Source organism: Rhizobium sp. NLR16a, from assembly GCF_017948245.1.
In the GTDB taxonomy this organism is placed as follows: domain Bacteria; phylum Pseudomonadota; class Alphaproteobacteria; order Rhizobiales; family Rhizobiaceae; genus Rhizobium.
This window is the reverse complement of sequence record NZ_CP072866.1, coordinates 79,083-96,633: the sequence shown is the minus strand read 5'-3', so window position 1 is coordinate 96,633 and position 17,551 is coordinate 79,083. Positions and strand designations below refer to the sequence as shown.

Annotated in this window: 17 protein-coding genes; 13 read left to right on the top strand and 4 right to left on the bottom strand. The window is 60.3% G+C overall.

Annotated elements, in window-relative coordinates; all coding sequences use genetic code 11:
- Nucleotides 1-63: 63 nt before the first annotated feature.
- Nucleotides 64-900: an alpha/beta hydrolase gene (locus tag J7U39_RS20140; protein ID WP_311043526.1), complete on the top strand. Its 837-nt coding sequence runs from the start codon at nt 64-66 to the stop codon at nt 898-900.
- A 176-nt stretch (nt 901-1,076) separates the two neighbouring features.
- Entirely contained in the window at nt 1,077-1,805 is a 729-nt protein-coding gene (locus J7U39_RS20135; RefSeq protein ID WP_210632182.1) for a gamma-glutamylcyclotransferase, read from the top strand.
- Between the two features lie 49 nt (nt 1,806-1,854).
- On the opposite strand, the gene J7U39_RS20130 is transcribed toward J7U39_RS20135, so the two are convergent.
- A complete protein-coding gene (locus tag J7U39_RS20130; RefSeq protein ID WP_085781364.1) occupies nt 1,855-2,754 on the bottom strand; it encodes a LysR family transcriptional regulator in 900 nt (299 codons plus the stop codon).
- Nucleotides 2,755-2,867: 113 nt separating this feature from the next.
- Here J7U39_RS20130 and J7U39_RS20125 point away from each other — a divergent pair, with 113 nt between their 5' ends.
- From J7U39_RS20125 to J7U39_RS20100, 6 genes are all read left to right on the top strand, one after another.
- The gene (locus J7U39_RS20125; RefSeq protein WP_210632024.1) at nt 2,868-3,800 is read left to right on the top strand and encodes a VOC family protein; all 933 of its coding nucleotides are present in this window, start codon (nt 2,868-2,870) and stop codon (nt 3,798-3,800) included.
- Nucleotides 3,801-4,118: 318 nt separating this feature from the next.
- On the top strand, nt 4,119-4,808 hold the full coding sequence (locus J7U39_RS20120; protein WP_210632023.1) for a hydrolase: 690 nt from the start codon (nt 4,119-4,121) through the stop codon (nt 4,806-4,808).
- 65 nt (nt 4,809-4,873) lie between these two features.
- Entirely contained in the window at nt 4,874-5,161 is a 288-nt protein-coding gene (locus tag J7U39_RS20115) for a XapX domain-containing protein (RefSeq protein ID WP_210632022.1), read from the top strand.
- Nucleotides 5,161-7,143 carry an amidohydrolase gene (locus J7U39_RS20110; protein WP_210632021.1) on the top strand — a complete coding sequence of 661 codons (1,983 nt, stop codon included), beginning with the start codon at nt 5,161-5,163 and terminating at the stop codon, nt 7,141-7,143. The genes J7U39_RS20115 and J7U39_RS20110 overlap by 1 nt, the downstream gene beginning before the upstream one ends.
- A 161-nt stretch (nt 7,144-7,304) precedes the next feature.
- Nucleotides 7,305-7,748: a DoxX family protein gene (locus tag J7U39_RS20105; protein WP_210632020.1), complete on the top strand. Its 444-nt coding sequence runs from the start codon at nt 7,305-7,307 to the stop codon at nt 7,746-7,748.
- On the top strand, nt 7,745-9,343 hold the full coding sequence (locus J7U39_RS20100) for an MFS transporter (RefSeq protein ID WP_210632019.1): 1,599 nt from the start codon (nt 7,745-7,747) through the stop codon (nt 9,341-9,343). The genes J7U39_RS20105 and J7U39_RS20100 overlap by 4 nt, the downstream gene beginning before the upstream one ends.
- Nucleotides 9,344-9,442: 99 nt before the next feature.
- Here J7U39_RS20100 and J7U39_RS20095 read toward each other — a convergent pair whose 3' ends face one another.
- On the bottom strand, nt 9,443-10,081 hold the full coding sequence (locus J7U39_RS20095) for a hypothetical protein (RefSeq protein ID WP_210632181.1): 639 nt from the start codon (nt 10,079-10,081) through the stop codon (nt 9,443-9,445).
- A 779-nt stretch (nt 10,082-10,860) separates the two neighbouring features.
- Nucleotides 10,861-11,775 carry a LysR family transcriptional regulator gene (locus J7U39_RS20090; protein WP_210632018.1) on the bottom strand — a complete coding sequence of 305 codons (915 nt, stop codon included), beginning with the start codon at nt 11,773-11,775 and terminating at the stop codon, nt 10,861-10,863.
- A gap of 154 nt (nt 11,776-11,929) precedes the next feature.
- Here J7U39_RS20090 and J7U39_RS20085 point away from each other — a divergent pair, with 154 nt between their 5' ends.
- Entirely contained in the window at nt 11,930-13,111 is a 1,182-nt protein-coding gene (locus J7U39_RS20085) for an MFS transporter (protein WP_210632017.1), read from the top strand.
- Nucleotides 13,112-13,448: 337 nt separating this feature from the next.
- Nucleotides 13,449-13,649, top strand: a complete 201-nt coding sequence (locus tag J7U39_RS20080; RefSeq protein ID WP_210632016.1) for a hypothetical protein — start codon at nt 13,449-13,451, stop codon at nt 13,647-13,649.
- A gap of 110 nt (nt 13,650-13,759) precedes the next feature.
- On the opposite strand, the gene J7U39_RS20075 is transcribed toward J7U39_RS20080, so the two are convergent.
- Nucleotides 13,760-15,058 (bottom strand): GGDEF domain-containing protein, encoded by a 1,299-nt coding sequence (locus J7U39_RS20075; protein ID WP_210632015.1) that lies wholly within the window; start codon nt 15,056-15,058, stop codon nt 13,760-13,762.
- A 152-nt stretch (nt 15,059-15,210) separates the two neighbouring features.
- Here J7U39_RS20075 and J7U39_RS20070 point away from each other — a divergent pair, with 152 nt between their 5' ends.
- The 3 genes from J7U39_RS20070 (at nt 15,211) to J7U39_RS20060 (ending at nt 17,545) form a co-directional block, all read left to right on the top strand.
- Entirely contained in the window at nt 15,211-16,905 is a 1,695-nt protein-coding gene (locus J7U39_RS20070; RefSeq protein WP_210632014.1) for an HWE histidine kinase domain-containing protein, read from the top strand.
- Nucleotides 16,902-17,258 (top strand): response regulator, encoded by a 357-nt coding sequence (locus tag J7U39_RS20065; protein WP_210632013.1) that lies wholly within the window; start codon nt 16,902-16,904, stop codon nt 17,256-17,258. The genes J7U39_RS20070 and J7U39_RS20065 overlap by 4 nt, the downstream gene beginning before the upstream one ends.
- 101 nt (nt 17,259-17,359) lie before the next feature.
- A complete protein-coding gene (locus J7U39_RS20060) occupies nt 17,360-17,545 on the top strand; it encodes a hypothetical protein (RefSeq protein ID WP_210632180.1) in 186 nt (61 codons plus the stop codon).
- Nucleotides 17,546-17,551 lie beyond the last annotated feature (6 nt).

Genomic DNA, 17,551 nt, shown 5'->3' with positions numbered 1-17,551 from the left:
CCCTCTCTCAGTTTCGCAGCCAATGCGGCTCCTACCATCAACCCAATCGAAGGATCCAAGAACATGCCATATGTAACCACCAAAGACGGCGTCGAAATCTTCTACAAGGATTGGGGCTCTAAGGATGCCCAGCCGATCATGTTCCACCATGGATGGCCGCTGTCGTCCGACGACTGGGATGCGCAGATGCTGTTTTTTCTGTCGAAAGGTTTTCGCGTCGTCGCCCATGACCGGCGTGGCCATGGCCGATCCGCCCAGGTGGCCGACGGTCACGATATGGACCATTACGCAGCCGATGCCTTTGCCGTCGTCGAGGCGCTCGGCTTGAAGAATGTCGTCCATATCGGTCATTCCACCGGTGGCGGCGAGGTCGCCCGTTATGTGGCCAAGCACGGCGAACCTGCCGGCCGCGTCGCCAAGGCGGTTCTCGTTTCGGCCGTGCCGCCGCTGATGCTCAAGACAGAGGCCAATCCCGAAGGCCTACCGATGGAAGTGTTCGACGGGTTCCGCTCGGCACTTGCCGCCAACCGCGCGCAGTTCTTTCGCGACGTTCCGGCCGGGCCGTTCTACGGCTTCAACCGGGAAGGCGCCAAGGTGCAGGAAGGCGTGATCCAGAACTGGTGGCGTCAGGCCATGATGGGCGGCGCCAAGGCCCATTACGATGGTATCAAGGCCTTCTCCGAAACCGACCAGACGGAGGACCTGAGGGCAATCACCGTTCCGACGCTCGTCTTGCATGGGGAAGACGACCAAATCGTTCCGATTGCGGACTCGGCGCTGAAGTCGAGGAAGCTTCTGAAGAAGGGTTCGCTGAAGACCTACCTGGGTTTCTCGCATGGCATGCTGACCGTGAATGCCGACGTGCTGAACGCCGACCTGCTGGCCTTCGTCCAGGCCTGATCGGTCCTGGCGACGGGTGCGGCCTCCCACGCACCCGTCGCCTCACAAAGATCCACAGGCGCTCGGCGCGCTACCCTCTTCGATAGAGACAGTCCCCGTTAATTGATCAGGCGACAGCCAAGAACTGCCGGATGCGATGGTCCTTCGGCGTTTATCTCGTTGAAATAATTGCCACCATGCGAAAAACAACCACCGCCAAAACACCGGTACCTGTTGCCATGCAACTGACCCCGGACCTCGTAGCCAAAACCGTCAAGCCGGTCGAGGACGAGGGCCCAGAACCTAACTGGACTCCAATCTCGGGTCAGCGACTCGATGAACTCGTCAGCAGAGTGGAGCGGGAGGCTGGTGACGAGGAGATATGGGTGTTCGCTTATGGGTCTTTGATGTGGAACCCGGGCTTCGAAGTAGCGACAAGTGAAGAAGCCATTGCGTACGGGTGGCATCGTGCGTTCTCGTTGAGGATAGAACGGCTAAGGGCCACCTCCGATGCGCCGGGTCTGATGCTGGCGCTTCGGCCGGGAGGGAGTTGCTCTGGCGTCGTCCTGAAGCTCCCCTGCGCCACGAAAAGGCAGGATCTGCGTACGCTTCTGGCGCGCGAAATCCGATATGCCGAGGTGTGCGACATGGTGCGATGGGTTTCGGTCGAGACACCGACCGGTAGACGCCGCGCGCTCACATTTTGGGCGAGCACGAAGCGATCACGGCTCACGGAGAAGATACCGCTCGATGACGCCGCAGTGTTGATCGCTCAGGCATGCGGACCGGCTGGATCCTGCGCGGAATACCTGCATCGGACGGTCTTGGATCTGGCGGACCGGAACATCTTCGATCGAAACCTGTGGCAGCTACAGCAAATCGTCGCCGCGAGACTAAGGGCGCTTTCACAGGACGGCTCGATCTGAGGAAGGTGTAAGTCTCCTGAGGATCCGTGATGATGCGCGGCGGTGTACGTCAATCCAGCATGACCATCTGCGCCGCGACTTGCTCTTCGAAGAATTTCGAGAATGAAGCGATGCGTGGTGGAAGCGCTTGGTACGGCGGGTAAAACAGCGTCAGCCACAGGTCAGGCGGCGCCCATCCCTTGAAGACGTGGACGAGACGACCGCTCCTGATGTGATCGGCGATGTTGAATCCTGGGAGCAGTGCGACACCTGCACCGTCGGCGGCCATGTCGGCCAGTACCTCGCCACTGTTGGCGCTGAAGGCCCGACCCGCCGAGATCGTGATGCTTGAGCCACCGTCGGACAATAGCCAGTTCTCGCGCCGGCTTTCGCCACTATAGGCGAGGCAGTCGTCTGGCTTTAGTTCGTTGGGATGTTGCATATCGGCGAAACGGCTGCCCGGGGCCGCGACCAGGATACGCGGCACTACCCTGATTTTTCTCCAGATCGTGTACTTGTCCGAAGGCTGTGATGAGATGCGGATCGCCAGATCGTAATCGTCATCGACGATATTCACCAAACCGTCGGACAAGGAGATCTCAAAGCTCATTTTCGGATAGCGTTCCTTGAAACCTGACAGGATCGGCGGCAGCACGGTCTTGCCGAACCACGTCGGCGCGCTGATCCGCAGCCGCCCTTCGTCAGCCTTGTGTGCGTTCATAACTTCGCGGCGCGCTTCTTCCAGCGTCTTCACCGCTGGCTGGATCTGCGCGGCGAAGATTGCGCCGTCAGTCGTCAGCGAGACTTGCCTTGTCGTGCGCACGAAAAGCTGCACGCCAAGTTCCGCCTCGAGTGCGGCGATCGCGCGTGTGACGGCCGCCGGCGTCATGTCCAACTCGCGGGCGACCTGGGCGAAATTTCGCTTCTCGGCGGCGAGCAGGAAGGTTCTAAGGGCTTTGTAATCGTTCATGTCATTGTTTCAGGATTTGCAATTCACTCGAGAGGAATATTGCAATACCCGATGGCGATCAACGGGCGTAGTTTTCAGATGAACAATTTCAATGCCCACTGAAAGGCATCTTCATGATTAAGGACATCAAGGGATTACACCACGTGACTTCGATGGCATCGGACGCGCGGCAGAACAATCGCTTCTTCACCGATACGCTTGGTCTGCGCCGCGTGAAGCAGACGGTCAACTTCGATGACCCCAGCGTCTATCACCTCTACTACGGTGACGAGACGGGGTCGGCCGGGACAGTGATGACCTACTTCCCGTTTCCGAACATGATGCTCGGCCGCCCGGGTGTCGGCGAAGTTGGCGAAACACAGTTCTCAGTGCCGAAGGGTTCGCTGAAGTTCTGGCAGGACCGCTTCACCGCGCAGGGCGTGGACGGACTGGAACTCGACACCGTGTTTGGCGCCAACCGGCTTCGCTTCATGGGCCCGGACGGCGACGCCCTTGCTCTCATTGAATCCTCCGACGACAAGCGGGCACCCTGGGTTGCCGATGGAATTCCCGACGATGCGGCAATTCGCGGTTTCGCCGGCGCAAGATTCAGTCTGCACGACACCGCTGCGACCGAAGAGCTGCTCGGCTTCATGGGCTACCAGCGCGCTGACAAAGAGGGCGACGTGACCCGCTTCAATATCCCCGACGGCAATGGGGCGGACACGATCGATCTGGCAGCGTTGCCGAAGACGCCTTTTGCGCGTCCGGGCGCAGGTTCGGTGCACCACATCGCGTTCGCCGTCGAAAACCGCGAGAAGCAGCTCGAAGTGCGCAAAGCTCTCATGGATACAGGCTATCAGGTGACGCCCGTCATCGACCGCGACTATTTCTGGGCGATCTACTTCCGCACGCCGGGCGGGATACTGTTCGAAGTCGCCACGAACGAGCCTGGCTTCAACCGGGACGAGGACACGGCGCACCTCGGGGAGGCGCTCAAGCTCCCGAGCCGATACGAGGACTACCGCGATGAGATCCAGTCCAACCTTGTGCCGCTGACGGCATGAGCAGCAATCTCCAGACAAAACCGCGATAAAGACCGCCGCGTTCCGAAAGGGCCGCGGCGCTTTCCATTTCAGCAGCACTGGCGTTCGCGATTGTTGCAGAAGTCGCAATTCAATAGCAATTCTTATTGCAATTCCTTGTGCACCATCCGCGCGGTAAGTGTCTTTCCAGCAGCCAAGACAACGAGTGAGCGGCTCCGATAAGGATCCAGCAACACTTCAAGGATTGCAGAACGAACGTCGCACGGCGGCCGATCGATTGCTGCTGCCCATTTAATAACTCCGCAACAGGCGGTCCAAACAACGGAAGAGGAAGTGACCATGCCCAAGCTCGAAGTCCTGACCCCCGCAAACAGCCAGCTCATCTTTATTGACCAGCAGCCGCAGATGGCATTCGGGGTCCAATCGATCGATCGTCAGACGCTGAAGAACAATGTCGTCGGCCTCGCCAAGGCCGCCAAGATCTTCAACATCCCGACCACGATCACGACGGTCGAGACGCAATCCTTCTCGGGCAACACGTATCCGGAACTGCTTGCTGTCTTCCCGGAGAACGACCTTCTCGAACGCACCTCGATGAACTCCTGGGATGACCAGAACGTCCGCGAGGCGCTGGCGAAGAACGCCGCCGAGGACCGCAAGAAGATCGTCGTCTCCGGTCTGTGGACCGAGGTTTGCAACACGACGTTCGCGCTCTCGGCTCTCCATGATGTCCCGGAATACGAGATCTACATGGTCGCGGATGCTTCCGGCGGCACGTCCGCGGACGCACACAAATACGCGATGGATCGCATGGTGCAGGCAGGCGTGATTCCGGTCACCTGGCAGCAGGTCCTGCTCGAGTGGCAGCGCGACTGGGCCCGCAAGGAGACCTACGATGCGGTCACAGCCCTCGTAAAGGAGCATTCGGGCGCGTACGGAATGGGTATCGACTACGCCTACACGATGGTTCATGGCGCAGAAGAACGCGTCAAGCACGGCAAGCGCATCGGCCCGAACCCCGCGAAGTAACAGTCTGATCAGACCGCTCCGATCACCCCATCGGAGCGGTCCGTTCATTGATTGGAGAACATCTCATGAAAATCTATCTCATGTCGCTTGGCGCTGGCCTGCTCGTCGGAACCGTCTACAGCCTTCTCAACGTCCGATCACCAGCACCGCCTGTCATTGCCCTGGTCGGCCTTCTCGGAATCCTTGTCGGCGAACAAATTATTCCGTTCGCGAAGACGCTTTGGAGAAACGAGCCGGCGGCGATCTCATGGATTCATCAGATCAAGCCGCACATCTTCGGTCACCTGCCGAGGGGCGGCGACCGTATCAACGTTGCTCATAAGGCAAAGGCGACTGTAGAGGAGCGGGGCTGATGACCACGCGTCGATCCTTTCTCGGAGGTGCATCGAGCTTGGCCTTCTCGAACCTCTTCTCACCAGCGAAAACTGCCGATCCCAGACAGACCGGAGTAGACACTATGCATCCCGACCTGATCCTCCACAATGGCCGCGTGACGACCCTTGACCGGACCAATCCGAATGCGACGGCAATCGCCATCAAGGACGGGCTGTTCCTGGAAGTCGGATCCGACAGCGAGATCATGGCGCTGGCCGGTTCCAGCACTAAGATCATCGACCTCAAGGGCAAGCGCGTCCTGCCCGGCCTTATCGACAACCATACCCATGTCGTTCGCGGTGGCCTGAACTACAACATGGAACTGCGCTGGGACGGCGTGCGCTCGCTCGCCGACGCGATGGACATGCTGAAGCGCCAGGTGGCGATCACGCCCGCGCCGCAGTGGGTTCGCGTCGTCGGCGGGTTCACCGAAAACCAGTTCGTGGAAAAACGCCTCCCGACCATCGAGGAGATCAACGCGGTCGCGCCCGACACGCCCGTGTTCCTTCTGCATCTTTATGACCGTGCGCTGCTCAACGGCGCAGCTCTCCGCGCTGTCGGCTACACCCGTGAAACGCCGAACCCGCCCGGCGGCGAGATCACCCGCGATGTCAACGGCAACCCGACGGGCTTGCTGCTGGCCAAGCCGAATGCGGGCATTCTTTATTCGACGCTGGCCAAGGGCCCGAAGCTTCCGTTGGACTATCAGGTCAACTCTACCCGCCACTTCATGCGCGAGTTGAACCGACTTGGCGTGACAGGCGTGATCGACGCGGGTGGTGGTTTCCAGAACTATCCTGACGACTATGAGGTCATTCAGAAGCTGTCCGACGAGAACCAGATGACGGTTCGTCTCGCCTACAATCTCTTCACCCAGAAGCCCAAGGAAGAGAAGCAGGACTTCCTGAACTGGACCCGGTCGGTCAAATACAAGCAGGGCAACGACTACTTCCGCCATAACGGTGCCGGCGAGATGCTTGTCTTCTCGGCCGCCGACTTCGAGGATTTCCGCCAGCCACGCCCGGAGATGGCTCCGGAAATGGAGGGAGAGTTGGAAGAGGTCATCCGCGTCCTGGCGGAGAACCGCTGGCCGTGGCGTCTGCACGCCACCTATGACGAGACGATCTCCCGTGCCCTTGACGTGTTCGAGAAGGTCGACAGGGACATTCCACTCGAGGGACTAAACTGGTTCTTCGACCATGCCGAAACCATCTCGGATCGCTCGATCGACCGTATCGCCGCGCTCGGCGGTGGTATCGCCACACAACATCGTATGGCATATCAGGGCGAATACTTCGTTGAGCGCTGTGGGCACGGCGTGGCGGAAGCGACGCCGCCGATCAGGAAGATGCTCGACAAGGGCGTGAACGTCTCGGCCGGCACCGATGCCACCCGCGTCGCCTCCTATAATCCGTGGGTCTCGCTGTCGTGGATGGTGACTGGCAGGACGCTCGGCGGCATGCAGCTCTATCCGCGTGCCAATTGCCTCGACCGCGAGACGGCGCTCAGGATGTGGACCGAAAAGGTCACGTGGTTCTCCAACGAGGAAGGCAAGAAGGGCCGCATCGAGAAAGGGCAGTTCGCCGATCTCGTGGTGCCGGACAAGGACTTCTTCTCCTGCGCCGAAGACGAGATCTCCTTCATCGTCTCGGAACTGACCATGGTCGGCGGCAAGATCGTCTACGGCGCGGGTGACTTCAAGACGCTCGACGAGAACGATTTGCCCCCCGCCATGCCCGACTGGTCGCCTGTCCGCAAGTTCGGCGGTTATGCGGCCTGGGGCGAACCGGAAGGCGCGGGCGCTCGTTCGCTGCGCCGCACCGCTATCTCTACATGCGGATGCGCCAACGATTGCAGCGTTCACGGCCACGACCATGCCGGAGCCTGGACATCCAAGCTCCCGATAACCGACCTCAAGGGTTTCTTCGGCGCTCTCGGCTGCTCCTGCTGGGCAGTCTGACGAACATTCAGCTCGGGTGGCCAAGTGCCGCCCGAGAGTCGCTTTATAATTGCTGTTTTTGCAATTAAATCGAAACTATTGCCGCAATTGTTGGCAATGCCATAACCAGCCAATATCGCTCCAGCAACACAGCCGCTCGCGTCGAACATACAGGAGCCGACATGACCTACCAATCTCAATCATCCAATCCAATCCGGAGCCGCGTCGCAGGCGTCGTCGGATCGCCTGTGGTGCGGACGGCGTCGCTGCTGGCTCTTTGCGCAGCCTACATCCAGGGTCCGCTCACCAAGATCTTCGACTTCAACGGTGCACTGGCTGAGATGGATCATTTCGGTCTGCATCCCGCCGCGTTCTTCGCGATCGCCGTGATCGTATTCGAGCTGACGGCCTCCGCCATGGTGATCTCGGGTTTCCTGCGCTGGGCGGGCGCGCTTGCGCTTTCAGGCTTCACCGTACTTGCAACCTTCATCGCCCTTCGCTTCTGGGAGATGGCGCCTGGGATTGACCGCATCATGGCCACCAATGCCTTCTTCGAGCACCTCGGCCTCGCAGGCGCATTCGTCTTCGTTACAGCATTCGACCTCACCAAGGGAGCCGGCAAATGAGCGCCGCAAAGTCATCCGGGGGAACATTCGCGCCCCTCGCACAGCCTGTGTTCGCTGTCCTCTGGATCGCGACCGTTATTGGTAACACCGGAAGCTTCATGCGCGATGTCGCAAGCTCCTGGTTGATGACGGATCTGTCCGCATCGCCGGCTGCGGTCGCGATGGTCCAGGCTGCTGGAACCCTGCCGATCTTCCTGCTTGCCATCCCCGCAGGCGTTCTGACCGACATCCTCGATCGCCGCAAGTTCCTGATTGCCGTGCAGGTGCTACTCGCCTCTGTCAGCATGGCGCTGATGGTTCTCTCTCAGACGGGCATGCTTTCCGTCAGCGCGCTGATCGGTCTCACATTCCTCGGCGGGATCGGTGCTGCGCTGATGGGGCCCACCTGGCAGGCGATAGTGCCGGAACTCGTGAAGCGCGGCGACGTGAAGAGCGCAGTGGCGCTGAACTCGCTGGGCATCAACATCGCCCGCTCGATTGGCCCTGCCGCGGGCGGCCTGCTTCTCGCAGCCTTTGGAGCGGGGATCACCTATGGTGCGGACGTGGTCAGCTATATCTTCGTGATCGCAGCTCTTGTCTGGTGGCCGCGGGCAACGAACTCCAACGATGCGCTTCAGGAGAACTTCTTCGGTGCGTTCCGAGCTGGCCTCCGTTACACCCGCGCGAGCGAGCCGCTGCATGTCGTGCTTATGCGGGCGGCGATCTTCTTTGCCTTCGCCAGCGCAGTCTGGGCTCTACTTCCGCTCGTTGCCCGCCAACTCCTCGGTGGTGATGCGAGCTTCTACGGCATCCTGCTTGGTGCGGTCGGTGCTGGTGCGATCGGCGGAGCCTTGGTGATGCCGAAGCTGCGTGAACGCTTGAGCTCGGACGGACTGCTTCTCGGCGCCGCGCTTGTCACAGCAGCCGTCATGGGTCTGCTTGCTCTCGCTCCACCAAAGTGGGTTGCGATCATCGTCCTCCTTTTCCTCGGGGGAGCGTGGATCACGGCGCTGACGACGCTCAACGGCACCGCCCAGGCTGTGCTCCCGAACTGGGTGCGTGGTCGTGGTCTTGCTGTCTATCTGACCGTCTTCAACGGTGCGATGACTGTAGGAAGCCTCGGCTGGGGTGCTGTCGGCGAAGCTGTCGGCATCCAGTCGACCTTGCTCATCGGAGCTGCCGGCTTGCTCATCGCCGGGTCCATCATGCACCGAGTTAAGCTTCCCTCAGGCGATGCCGACCTGGTGCCGTCCAACCACTGGCCGGAGCCGCTTGTTGCCGAACCGATCGCCCATGACCGCGGCCCGGTGCTGATCCTGATCGAGTACAAGGTCGAGAAACAGCACCGCACAGCCTTCCTGCACGCAATCGAACATCTTTCCAGGGAGCGGCGCCGCGATGGTGCCTACGGATGGGGTGTCACTGAGGACTCGGCGAACCCTGAGAAGATCGTCGAGTGGTTCATGGTGGAATCCTGGGCTGAACATCTTCGTCAGCACAAGCGGGTCTCGAACGCCGACGCCGATCTGCAGGGGAAGGTTCTGGCTTACCATGCCGGTCCTGAGAAACCCGTCGTCCGGCACTTCTTGGCAATCAACCGGTCCGCGGCGGCATGACACAGCGGTATGGAGGTGGCAGCTACGGCGGCCGCCGCCAGATCGATTGGCAAGCTAGGCAACCGCAGCGGTCAATTGCCGCTGCGATTGCCGCCAATCCTACCACAGCAGGCCTTCGCTGCCGAACTCGTCCCAACCGCTCAGCCCGGTCGCGGCGTCGTCAGCGTTCGCATCAGCCTGTTTGACTTTTTCTTGTTTCTTCAGTGAACGCGTCAGCTTCGCATGATAGGCGGCGCGTCTGCGGTTTTCTGCCTTCGTCCTTGCGTCTTCTTCACGCCATTCGTCCACGGCCCCGCGGTCGAGCAGGTCTTCGACAATCCGTGGGTTGAATACGTGGAAGGTGATCCGCCGCGCTCGACCCTGAAGCCGGACGGTTCTCGTTCCAGCGCTTGGAAGACGCCCGTCCTCCAACCAACGCTTCCTTTCAGAGGTCGTTATCCCCAGGATGTCCTCGATCTCGCGAGGAATGATCGGAAGCTTGGCGATATCCTGCAGCGCTTCGGTTACAATCGACGAGGTCGCGCGAAACGCTGTCTTCGAAGACTCCGCCATGACCAGGGTGAGCTCGCCCGACTGCATATTCAGCGACTTTCTGACCGCGGGAGGCAGGCGAGACCGGACCTCTTGCAGGATTCTCTTCACCCTGACAGCCGATCCGAGCGTCGCCGCCACGGGGAGTGACCACTCCCTGATCAGCTCGGGATCATCGCTCTTATTTTTCGTCTTCGTGTTGGGCATACCTGAGCAGATGGGGCCGGAAGCGGCGAGCGTCAACCGGCTGCCTGTCCGATGCCCGCCCTTGGCGCTTCGCACATTCGGGCGATTTTGCTTGATCCACCAGGGCCTATGTGTCCGTTCTGTTAGCCATGGCACCCATCCTGCCGTGAGGGATCACCCACTTTAAAGCGGCGGGGCCGCTCAAGTCCTTCCACCGCCATCGGCCAGCGATTTGATCGGCTTGACTTCGTACTGCATTGACGGGTTTTACCCTAAGAACGCGGCCATTGAGGACATCGCCGAGGCTCCGACCAACTCCCTCGAGTCTATGTCCACGTTGACGGGCGCCCTTGAAATCTGCGGTGTAAGGAATGCCCGCAACCTAGGCAGAAAGCCGGGGGCCAAGCCGCTGACGTGCAGTAGGTCGGACACTCGAGAGGATCGCCCGTACCGTGACAGGACAACCGATTGCCGGTCGTTGTCTTCCCCTCGCTTGAATAGGGCAGTAGAGGCGCCAATCAACAGAAAGACGCCCACGCCGGAAACGGGGTCCAAATCCCGGCAAGCGTATGGTCAGGGTTTAGGGCAAGCGACAGATGGGCGGCGGTGGGAATATTAGCCGCTCGAGAATGCACAACCGACTTGCTTCGGCATAGGCCTGAGATTGGGTCGGCCGAGATCCGCGAGAACAGACTGGCGGACGTCGCCACTCGGCAGCTGGGCAAAAGCGGTCAGGCTTGATGCCGTATTTTAGGGTAGACCATGTATTTGAAACTTACCTTTCGCGAGTTTCAGATGATCTATTCCGGCGAACGATCTTTGCCGACATTTTCCGCAAGGAAATCTATGAAAGCGCGAATGCGGGCTGCGAGGTGCTCGTACCCGGCGAATACTGCGTGGATCAATTCGATGTCTTCAGGATTGTAGTCTTCCAGCACGGGAACGAGTAACCCAGCGTCGATCTCTGGCTCCACATGGAATTGGCCGATCCGGGCCAAACCAACGCCGGCAAGGCACAGCCTGCGTATGGCCATTCCGCTGTTGACCGCGCTGTTGCCGGATACGGGCAACCGATACATCTCGGTCGATCCCGGCCCTCGGAACGGCCACTCGTTGAGTGTTCGGCGGAAATTGAAAGTCAGGCAATTGTGGCCAGCGAGATCGGCCGGTGTCTTTGGTCTGCCATGGGCATCCAGATAGGCGTGAGATGCAACAATGACGCGCCGGCTCTCAAGGAGTTTTCGGGCTTTCAGTGACGAATCTTCCATGGGGCCGGAGCGGATCGCAATATCGGTCCGCTCTTCGATCAAGCCAATGACGCCGTCCGTAAGTGATATGTCGAGTTGCACTTCGGAATAGAGTTTGAGGAACTTCGGGACGAGCGGGAGGAGATAGCGTTCGCCAAAGCCAACGGAGGCATTGACCCTGAGGATCCCTCGCGGCGCCATTTTTCCGCCAGACGCGACGATCCGTTCAGTCTCCGCAATGTCGCCCAGGATTCGCCGGGCTCTCTCCAGATAAATTTCGCCTTCCGGCGTGAGCGTCATCGTGCGGGTTGAGCGGACGAGCAGTCGGGTCCCGAGCCGGTCCTCAATTCTGGTGACAAGCTTGCTCACCGCCGAGGGCGAAAGCTTCAGGCGCCGTCCGGCCGCCGAAAAACTCTGCAATTCCGCCGCACTTACAAATACTTCCATTTCACCAGCGCGATTATCCATCGTTCTGTCCTGTGAATTCAATTCAAATCTGATTGTTCAATAGTGCCAATTATCACGAGAGTCCCCTTCAATCATATTGCGGTCAACAACTTCGTCTGACAGCGCTGCTGTCTTTGCAACCGCCACCTTAACGGCGAGCGGAGAGGAATTTATTATGCCTTTAGCAATCTTCGCCTTGACGATCGCGGCCTATGCGATCGGTACCACAGAATTCGTGATTGTCGGTCTTTTGCCGACCGTTGCCACAGACCTCAACATTACCCTGCCGCTTGCCGGGCTTATCGTCAGCGTCTATGCGCTCGGCGTCACCTTTGGCGCGCCGATCCTGACGGCGCTCACCGGCAAAATCGAGAGAAAGCCGTTGCTGCTCGGCCTGATGGCCTTGTTCATCGTTGGCAATACAATCGCGGCGTTGTCGCCGGGCTACGATCTGCTGCTTGTGGCCCGGGTGATCGCCGCCTTCGCCCATGGCGTGTTCTTCTCGGTCGGCTCGACCATTGCCGCCGATCTCGTGCAGGAGAACCGCCGCGCTTCGGCCATTGCCATGATGTTCATGGGCCTGACAGTTGCCATCGTCACCGGCGTGCCACTCGGCACCTATATTGGCCAGATCCTCGGTTGGCGCGCGACCTTCTGGGCCGTTGCCGCACTCGGCGTCATCGCCTTCCTCGCCATTGCAGCCCTATTGCCGCACACGCTCAAAAAGGCGCCGCCGGCAAGCCTGCTCGATCAGCTTCGCGTTCTTGGCTCCGGCCGTCTGCTGATCGTCTTCGCAATGACAGCGCTTGGCTACGGCGGCACCTTCGTCGCCTTCACCTTCCTGGCGCCAATCCTGCAGGAAATCACCGGCTTCTCCGAGGAGAGCGTCAGCCTTATTCTGGTTCTCTACGGCATCGCAATCGCAATCGGCAACATTGCCGGCGGCAGGATCGCCAACCTTAACCCGGTCAAGGCATTGATCGGTCTGTTCATCTTGCAGGCCATTGTCCTTGTCATCTTGACCTTTACCGCGGCCTCGCCGGTTCTGGCGATCGTCACCCTTGCTGCGCTCGGGTTCCTTCAGTTCGGCAACGTGCCGGGCCTCCAGCTCTATGTCGTCAAACTGGCCAAAGAACACCGTCCGGGTGCCGTGGATGTCGCATCGGCTCTCAATATTGCCGCCTTCAACCTGGGCATCGCGATCGGCGCATGGCTGGGCGGTCTGGTCGTGGAATCCCCGCTTGGGCTAGGTGCGACCCCTTGGGTTGGTGCCATCCTGGTTGTCATCGCTCTGTTGCTGACCATGTGGAGCAGCGCTCTCGACCGTCGCGCGGTTCCGGCCCTGAAGACAGCCTAACACAGCGACCCGGCGCGTTGGGCGCCGGGTCGCACCTATCGGATCTCACCCAGGAGAATTCCCATGTCTACGTTGAACGCGGGCCAGTTTTCCGCGCTTGACCGCATCAGCTAGCCGGAGGAGGCCTGACGCCTGGGGGGCGAAATTTCGTTTCTCGGCCGCTGGCGATCAACGGGCGTGGTTTTGAGACGATCGCTGTCTGGCCGAAGAACTGGTTGGCGGCTTTGGACGAAATGCAGATACCGCACGGAAACAAAACGGCGGCTACGTGGTTACTGATCAGACGCGCAGGAGCGTTTCCCTTGCGAGGAAAACTAGCCGTAACGGGAGCAAGACGATGGACACAGCAACACATTGGGCGCTTCTCCTCGGCATATTGACGTTGGCGAGCTGGTTAGCCGGAGGCTTCGCGGCGGTGCTTGGAAACGTGGAGCTTGGCCCTCACGGGCAAAAGGCAGCCGAATATTTGACGCTCGGCTTGAGCATCACCGGCTTCATCTGCGCCTTCGCAATGGTATTGATCCTGGTGATCCGATGATCTCGATCACCCGAGTGGCCATAGACCCGCCTTCCCGCGATCGTCGATTATGTCGGCTGCGGGCTGGATGATTGTTCGGGAGAAGGAGCTCTGATCGATCTGCCTATCCGCTACCCTTGGCGTCGTGCGGCGGCCTGCCCGACAGCAGGCGGACGACGAAAGATCGAGACCTGGTTGCGTCCGGCTTCCTTGGCGCGATAAAGCGCCATGTCGGCTTCGTGCTGGAGGCTGGCCAACGAAACATCCGTGTCGACAGCCGACTTGAACGCCACGCCGACGCTCAGCGTCACCGAGGGCCCAACGCTGGAGGCCGGGTTCGGCAGGGCGGCCGCTTCCACGCTCTCGCGTATTCGCCTGGCGACTGCGACGGCCTCTTCTTCATCGACATCCGGAAGCACGATGAGAAACTCCTCGCCGCCATGTCGCGAGACGAGATCGCGATCGGCGCGCACGCAGCTCTGGATGATGCCGGCAACCTTGACGAGGCAGCGATCGCCTTCGCTGTGGCCAAGCCGATCGTTCAGGGCTTTGAAGTGATCGATGTCGCACATCAGCATGGCCGCGACGACGCCGGTTTCGCGGCCGTTGCGCCACAGGCCCTCGAGCGTTTCCATCATCCAACGGCGATTGGCGATTCCGGTCAACGGATCGGTTCTGGCCAGCCGCTCCAATCGGGCGTTCGCATCGGCAAGCTCCGCGACGCGGCGCTGATCCCTGCAGTCCAGGAGAAATGTCTTCTGCGCCAGGATGTTCATCGTTCGCCTGGCGACCACCGTCGCGATGATCCCACAGGAAAAGAAAAGGGTCGCGGCGACGACGCTGCCCGCTTCCAAAAGCGGGTTGTGCCATTGAAGGATGAAGTAGAGACAAAGGGCATAACAGGCGATTGCGGTCGTCCAGGCCAGCGGCACGCTGAAGATGGTGATTGCGCTCGTCGCGACGAACAACATGATGCTCAAATGCCGCTCGTAAAATTCGCCGCCGGCAAAAACGCCGACGAGCCCGACCGAGAGGAGAATGAGGGACATTCCCACAAGCAGCGACGCCCGCTGAACGGCCGCCGGCCGCGGCTTGTTCCAGACGACCGCGGTGAAGATTGCTGCCGGCGGCAAAACGCAGGCGGGCGCAATCATCGACAGAACGATCTGCCGGGGAAGCAGGAGGGCGTTCAGCGCCAGCGTTAGAACATCGACAAATGCGACCCAAATCATCCAGGAGCGGATGACCTTCGCCGTTTGCCGCCACAGCCTTTCCTCAAAACGGCGGCGCAGTTCGCCCGTCAGGCGGATATCGCGGGTTCGGCCCGATAAAAGACGTTCGACCTCATCCACCATTGCGCCGGTCAACGGCCGTGGCGGCACAGACCCGGCTGCAGAGATTTCAGAGGAAGTGCTTTTGGCATCACTCATCTCTGATTTAACTAGCCGCGATGCAAAGCTCGGCAAGGCTTACGCACTCGCATCGGGATTCGTATGTTGATATTTTGTAAACAAGATTGCGCGCGCGGTCTGGGCCGGATCGTCTCGATCATGCTACCAACTCTTTTCCGAGAGGGGGCAGGATGAGGCTCAAACTGGTTGCAGTTGCGGTCGCGGCGCTGGCGCCGGTGGTTGCGATGCTCGTCTACAACGAAGTCGCGCTTCGCCATCAGCGCAACGAGGAAGTGCGTGCCTCCGCGGCGCAGGCGGCGAGGCAAGCCTCGTCGGAAGTCGAGCGGATTATCGAGGGTCTGCACGCCCTTCTCGTCGCCGTATCCGCCATGCCTTCCGTCCGGCATCTCGACGTCCAAGCTTGCAACGATGCACTGAAATCGGTTGTCGAAAGTATCCCCAACATCCGCACCATCTTCGTCGCCGGCCTCGATGGGCATCCCATCTGCGGAAGCATGGCGTTTCCACAGGGTGTGATGTTTTCCGACCGCGATTACTTCCGGCAGACTCTGGAGACCAAGGACTTCGTCGTCGGCACCTATACGCAGAGCCGCCTTTCCGATCGCCCTGTGCTGCCGCTCGCGATGCCACTGATGGAAGGCGATACCATCAAGGCCATCGTCATCAGCGGAATCCGGCTGGACTGGCTGCAGAATCGCATCACCGAGCGCGGTATTGCTCCCGGCAATGCGGTGACGATCGCCGACGCCAAGGGAGTGATTATTGCCCACGTTCCCTCTCCCGAACAGTTCGTCGGTACGATCTTGGTGGAGGAATACCAACGGCTGATCCACGCCGAACAGCCTGATGTCATCGAGACCACCGGCCGGGACGGAACAGCGCGCATCCTCGGTTATCGCCCGATAGCCTTGCCTTCCAACCCCCTCTATGTCAGTGCCGGCTTCTCGAAAACGGAGGTCTTCGCCCCGATCGACCGGGCGACACTGATGAATACGCTCGCCATCATCGGCGGTGCGCTTTTCGCCTTCGTCGCCGCGATCTTTATCGGTAACCGCTTCATCCTGATACCGATCTCGAGGATCGCCGATGTGATGGAAAGCTGGCGCAGCGGTCAGACGACGGCGCGGACCGGCATGACGGGACCGGACGAGCTGGGGCTCGTCGGCGCAACCTTCGATCGGCTGCTCGACGAACTCGAAGAGCGCAGGCGGCAAAATCAGCAGGCGGAGGAGGAGCGGAGCCTTCTCGTCCGCGAACTGGCGCATCGCGTCAAGAATGGCTTTACGCTCGTGCAGGCGATTGCCAGACAAACCTTCTCGCGGTCCGATCCGGAGAGATACGGTTCCTTCGCCGAGAGGCTCGCAGCCCTTGCCGGCACCTATGACCTCATCCTGTCGCGGGAGGGGTCGGCTTCGCCCATTCGGGATATCCTCTCCGCAGCCCTGCGAGCGCATGTCGCCTCGCAAGCCGAGCGCATTCACCTCGACGGACCGGATGTGGTTCTCCCGGCGGACACCGCCCTGCCGCTCTCGCTCGTGATTCATGAGCTGGCGACCAATGCAACCAAATATGGAAGCCTCGGAAGCGAAAATGGAACGGTCAGCATCGAATGGAAGCACGAGGATGGACGCGTCCTGCTTTTGTGGACGGAAGCCGGCGGACCGCCGGTCTCGACGCCGACGAAAAAAGGCTTCGGCTCGGTGCTGATAGAACGTGCCTTCCCGTCGAAGGCGCAGGCGCGATCCCGCGCGGACTACCGGAGCGAAGGCCTCGTCTTCCAACTAATATTTTCGATCGCGGAACCGGTTGCCAAAGGCGAAGTTGACCCTCTGAGCCCGGACGTAAAGCATACGAGCCAGACATGAAAAGCAAGGTAGTCGTGGTCGAGGACGAAGCTCCGCTGCTGATGATGGCGGTCGCCATCGTCGAGGAGGCAGGCCTTGAGGCGCTCGAGGCACGCAATGCCGACGAGGCGCTCATGCTTTTCGAAAGAGTGCCCGGCATACGGATCCTGTTTACCGATATCGACATGCCGGGAAGCATGAATGGCTTGATGCTGGCAAAGGCGGTCCGTGATCGCTGGCCGCCCGTGGAAATCATCATCGTCTCCGGCATGAAGCAGCCGGAGGCGGATGCTTTGCCCGAGCGCGGCGTCTTCTTCTCCAAGCCCTATGATACCAGGCAGCTTACCAATGCGCTCGTCAGCATGGCCGCGTAGGGCTGCGAGCCACGGCATCATCTGCGCGACTGGAAATGGTGCTGGTCGATGCATCCTTTTGGAATCTCGCGCGTTTTCCCTGCTTCAACAAGGAGACCACCATGTCCAAACGCGAACTCATCGATACAGGCCCCGACAAGCGCTACGTCCGTCGCGACGATCAGGGTCGCTTTACCGAGTCGGTCGAGGTCAGCCGCTCGCTCTCGGCAGACAAGCGACGCCGGGCGAAAAATGATGCGAAGCCCGGAGAGGGCGACCGCGGCGATCATCGCGCCAAGAAGCACTGAAGGCGA